General features: G+C 32.2%; 3 protein-coding genes. 1 reads left to right on the forward strand and 2 read right to left on the reverse strand.

Features of this window, described 5'->3' with window-relative positions:
- Positions 1-184 precede the first annotated feature (184 nt).
- Positions 185-2,881, forward strand: coding sequence for a cation-translocating P-type ATPase (locus RBH29_RS16950; protein WP_306698188.1), 2,697 nt, complete (start codon positions 185-187; stop codon positions 2,879-2,881).
- Positions 2,882-3,027: 146 nt separating this feature from the next.
- On the opposite strand, the gene RBH29_RS16955 is transcribed toward RBH29_RS16950, so the two are convergent.
- Both RBH29_RS16955 and RBH29_RS16960 read right to left on the reverse strand, forming a co-directional pair.
- On the reverse strand, positions 3,028-4,593 hold the full coding sequence (locus RBH29_RS16955; RefSeq protein WP_306698189.1) for a rhomboid family protein: 1,566 nt from the start codon (positions 4,591-4,593) through the stop codon (positions 3,028-3,030).
- A gap of 250 nt (positions 4,594-4,843) precedes the next feature.
- Positions 4,844-5,380: a hypothetical protein gene (locus RBH29_RS16960; RefSeq protein ID WP_306698190.1), complete on the reverse strand. Its 537-nt coding sequence runs from the start codon at positions 5,378-5,380 to the stop codon at positions 4,844-4,846.
- Between the last annotated feature and the right edge of the window lie 147 nt (positions 5,381-5,527).

A 5,527-nucleotide genomic window follows, 5' to 3' on the forward strand; every position in this document is an offset into this window, starting at 1 on the left:
TAATCAATGAAAAAGATTACCTATTATTACTTTGTAAAAATAAAACAAAAAAGTTAAAGGTATAAAAATAATAAGTAAATTATTCAAGCCTGACCCCACACGTTCTATTAATTTCGTTAGAATCATATCTTTAAATATAATGGACAATAGCACATTATAAGAAGCAAAAGAAGGAGTGATTCTAATGGGTATACCGGGGCTGGCTCTAAAGAAGGATAATAATAGGGTTCAGTGTGGACTAAGTGAAAGAGAAGTACAAAAAAGATATGAAAAATATGGGCCTAATGTATTACATGAAAAAGAAGGAGTCTCTGCTTTAAAAATTTTCATAGAACAATTTAGTGACTTTATGGTATTGATACTTCTTGCAGCAACAGCAGTTTCTATTTTTATGGGTGAGATGACAGAGGCAATTACAATAATAGTAATTGTTGTTGTAAATGCAATGTTAGGTTTTATACAGGAGTATAGAACTGAAAAAACCATGGAAGCATTAAAGGGACTTGCAGCACCTACTGCCAAGGTGATACGTAGTGGACGTAAAGTTGAAATTGTTGCAGATGATATTGTGCCAGAAGATTTAATAATTCTTGAAACAGGAGACCGTGTTCCAGCAGATGCCGTTTTAGTAGAGAGTAATGGATTTTTTGTTGATGAATCTTTATTGACTGGAGAGTCAGTACCTGTAGAAAAAAAATCCAACAACACTGATGATGAAAAACGCTTAATATATATGGGGACAATTGTCACAAGAGGAAGAGGAAGAGCAGTGGTATGTGGCACAGGTATGATGACGGAAATGGGTAAAATTGCAGGAATGATACAGGATGTTGAGACAGAAGAAACCCCATTGCAAAAAAGACTTGACCATTTAGGCAAATATATTGTTTATGGTTGCCTGCTAATTTGTGCTATTGTATCATTAACTGGAGTGTTAAGAGGAGAAGAGCTTTTTACAATGCTTTTATCAGGGATAAGTCTTGCAGTAGCAGCGGTTCCTGAAAGCCTGCCAGCGATAGTTACAATATCTCTAGCATTGGGTGTGCAGAGAATGCTTAAAAAAAAGGCTCTTATAAGAAAGCTGCCAGCGGTTGAGACTTTAGGATGTGCAAGTGTTATATGTTCTGATAAAACAGGTACACTAACTGAAAATAAAATGACTGTGAGAAAAATATATGCAGAAGATTATGTAGAAGTAAAAGGAAGCTCATTGAGCAGCAAAGGCGATTTTGTTTTAAGAGGTAGAGAAATAAATCCAGCCAAAGAAGATAGCCTGAAACTGGCACTAGAGATAGGGGTATTATGTAATAATGCCACTATGTCCAAAATTGTAGAAGACAAAGAAAGAGCTTTAGATAAAATAAAATCGGCGTTTACCAAAAAAGAAAAATGGGAGCTTAGTGGAGATCCTACAGAAGCAGCCCTTTTGGTGGCAGGAGCTAAAGCTGGGATTTTACAGGAAGAAATCAGCAAAGATTACAGGAGACTGGATGAGATTCCTTTTGATTCTGAGAAAAAATGTATGTCTGTTATATGTAAAAACAAAAAAGATGAAAGATTTGTATTTACAAAAGGTGCAGCAGATGTAATTATAGAAAAATGCAGCAAGATATATACATCAAGAGGAATTGTTAAGCTGGATGAAGCAAGTAAAAGAAAAATACTTAAAACAAATGATGATATGGCAAAAGATGCATTGAGAGTTTTAGGATTAGCATATAAAAAGATAACCAAATGCTCTAGATTTGGAAATGAAGAGTCAGAGCTTGTTTTTGTTGGACTTACCGGTATGATAGATCCACCTAGAAAAGAAGCATTTGATGCAGTTAAAAAGTGCAGGCTAGCTGGAATAAAGCCTGTAATGATTACTGGAGATCATAAAATTACAGCCTGTGCAATAGCCAAAGAATTAAATATTTTTTTAGATGGTAACAGAGTGCTTACAGGAAAAGAATTAGAAGAAATGGATGACAAAAAGCTCCAATCATTGGTGAATGAAGTTTCAGTATATGCAAGGGTATCTCCTAAACACAAACTAAGAATTGTAAAAGCACTGAAAAAAAGAGGTCACATTGTTGCCATGACAGGTGATGGTGTAAATGATGCTCCTGCTATAAAAGAGGCTGATATTGGAATTTCCATGGGCAAAACAGGAACAGATGTGACAAAAGAAGCTTCAGCTATGATTTTAATGGACGATAATTTTGCAACAATTGTATCTGCAGTAGAAGAAGGAAGGGTAATATACAACAATGTAAGAAAGTTTATTCGATATATGCTATCTTGCAATATAGGAGAAGTGCTTACCATGTTTATAGGAATGCTCGCTGGGCTTCCTCTTCCATTGCTTCCTATACAGATTCTCTGGGTAAACTTAGTAACAGATGGACTGCCTGCAATAGCATTAGGACTTGACCCTGCTGAAAAAGATATAATGATGAGGCGACCAAGGAGGGCAAAAGAAAGTATTTTCTCTAAGGGCTTACTAAATCTTATACTGTTTAGAGGAGTAATAATAGGACTTAGTACTTTAGCAGTATTTGCAAGCATACTTCATTTTACAAATAATGTTGACGCTGCGAGGACAGCGGCATTTGTTACATTGGTGATAACACAGCTTATACATGTTTTTGAGTGTAAATCAGAAAGAAAGAACATATTTGAAGTACCACTTTTTAATAATATACCTCTGGTTTTATCGGTAATATGTTCAGTGATTTTGATAGCAGGTGTAGTTTATCTGCCAATTTTACAAGGTGTATTTAAAACAGTGCCTTTGACCAGTAATGACTGGGTGTTAATAGGAGGTTTTTGCGCCTTGGGTCCTGTAGTTTCTAGCTTTTTCAAAGTGAATGCAAAATACATAAAGAGACGTTGTTAATTTGTAGAGTAAAAGTGAACTGGTTTAGCTTTATTCAAACATTGGTAACTCTACTCTATATGAAATCTATAAGAGTATATAAGATAAATGTCAAGGTAAATATTGCAAAAACTTTGGGGTGTGAAATGATAAAAATATAATAATATTTAACTTACGTTACTATCAATTGACTCTATAATTGGGTCAATTGATTCTTTATATTGAGGATCAATCTTAATTGCTTCTTCAAATTCTTCTATTCCCTGTTCATATTGACCGAAGCTAATATATACTAAACCAAGAATAAAATGACCGTTTGCTAAGTCTATTTCTTTTGCATATTTCGCTATTTCAATAGCTTCATTGTACCTACCTAAAGATATATTAGAGTGAACAGTTAACCTAATAACTATCAAATGAATTTCTTCATCAGTGGGATTCATATCAAGAATTTCATTACCAAGAGCTCTTGCTTCTTCCCATTCTTTATTTTCTACGTGGGATTCCAGCATAATTGCTTTTCTAAATATGTCAGTTTGCGTGTTATCTCCTGCATTGAATCCATAATATAAACCACCTACCAGTGCAATAACAGTAACAGCAATAAATGTAGGTCTTCCAAGAAATTTTTTTGACACTTTATTAAGTTTGACTATTCCTGAAGCTAAAAATCCTCCAATAAGTCCACCTAAATGACCAAAATTGTCTATGTTGCTAGCTGTAAACATAAAAAATGCGTTTAAAAGCAAAATAGTAATAACACTATTTTTAAAATATTTCTTAAATGCTGTAGGGTTTTCAACTCCAAAATAAAGCATTGCACCAATAAGTCCAAATATTGAGCCTGATGCACCTACAGAAGGCATGGCAGAAAACATAAAACTCATAATGCTACCAAAAATACCTGCGATTATATAGATAAAGCCATACTTTTTATGGCCATATATTCTTTCAATAAGTGAACCTAGAATGTAGAGTGAATAACAATTGACCAGTAAATGAGAAATTCCTGAGTGTATGAATATAGGTGTAAAAAATCTCCAATATTCACCTGAAATTATTCCTGAGTTTACCTTAGCCCCATACTCTACTATTAACTTTCCATAATCTATATTAGTAAAATAAGAAACAATGTGAAATATAATGAAAATAATAATGTTTGCAGCAATAAGTCCGTATGTTAAATATGGTTTTTTGGCGACAAATTTAATTTTTTGTTGATCTAGTTTTTCTTTTACTAATTGTTTAATGTCAACAGAGTTGTCTATTTCATTATAGTTTTGATTTAATGCATCTTTAAGAATGCTTGTTGGATTATTTTTATACATTTTGAATTCATTATAGTCAGTAACTGTGTTATCTTCTAAACCAACAACAGAACAAAATAAAAATTTTCCATCATAAGAGAGATCTTTACTTGCATTCTGTATTTCTTCTATTATGTACTGATTAGGGGATGAATCAAAAATAAATATTTCAAAAATATACATTGAGTTTATTTGATTCATTTGATCCATTCTTTTTCGAGAGGATTGGATACGATTTTTCATATCATGTTCACTTAATGAATTGGCATTAATTAGTTCCACAATCAACAGTTCTTTGCCTGTATATTTTTGAAGTATTTTAATGTTTTCATATTGAATAATTTCACCCTCATTATTAGTGAGGGGCATGTAATCCATTTCCTGTATTAATTTTGTATACACTAAATCCATGTATTTTTTTTTCATTGAGGTACCTCGTAAATTAAATTGATTTTATATAGATACATTATTACATAATTTTAGTTCATTAATCAAGGGGGAAGGAAATGAGGATTTAGATTCCTAGTGCTCATAAATATATTTCATTTCAAATAGTTATGAATCTTTTTTAGGATTTAAAAGAATTTCTTTAGCTTTATACACAGTAGCTTTTAGTATTATTGTAGTTCTTGTTTTGTAATTTAATTCGCTGTGCGTTGAATTTGCTAGTTACCTTCTAACTAAAGAACCCTACTAAAATAATTATTATTCCAACAACATAAGTAATATAACTAAAAAATACATTTAGTCCAATCACAAAATCACTAGGTTCAGAATTTTTAAATCTCCACCCATATTTGAGATACCAAGGTATCTCAGGTTTTCGTGCAAATAATGCACCAAAAAAAACGCATGCAAAACCTATAGCGATTTTTCCAAAATTAATTGTGAGTTCATCTTTTGCGAAAGGCATAATAATAAGCCCTAAAGTTATGCCAAGTAATGGTATTAAGATTGCTAAAACATATATCAAGTTACCATTAGGTTCTTTGCCGCTTTTAATAGATTGGCCATAATATCCAGACAACTTTATACCACAATCATCACATCTTTCTTTTTTTCGAGAATATATAGAACCACATTTAGTACAAACTTTTTTATCTGTGATGCTGGATACTTGGTCATAACTTAACTTTGCATTACATTTCCAACAAGTCTCTCTTTTATCGCCATTTAATTCTTGGCATTTATGACAAGTCTTTATATTTCTCACCTCTGCTCAAAACTTATACTTATTTCATGTAAATTCTTACCTCTCAGATAATTAATGTGTAGTACAATTTACATTAATAAGTATACTCTAATCTCATTTTGATTACAAGAAAAAAGTACTGAACTATAAATTCAGTGTGTGGTCATG

Origin of the sequence: Herbivorax alkaliphila, from assembly GCF_030848475.1 — a bacterium.
Classification (GTDB): Bacteria; Bacillota; Clostridia; order Acetivibrionales; family Acetivibrionaceae; genus Herbivorax.

Excerpts from the sequence above, each read along its gene's own strand:
- RBH29_RS16950 (WP_306698188.1), top strand. The coding sequence starts at position 185 with ATGGGTATACCGGGGCTGGCTCTAAAGAAGGATAATAATAGGGTTCAG.
- RBH29_RS16955 (WP_306698189.1), bottom strand. The coding sequence starts at position 4,593 with ATGAAAAAAAAATACATGGATTTAGTGTATACAAAATTAATACAGGAA.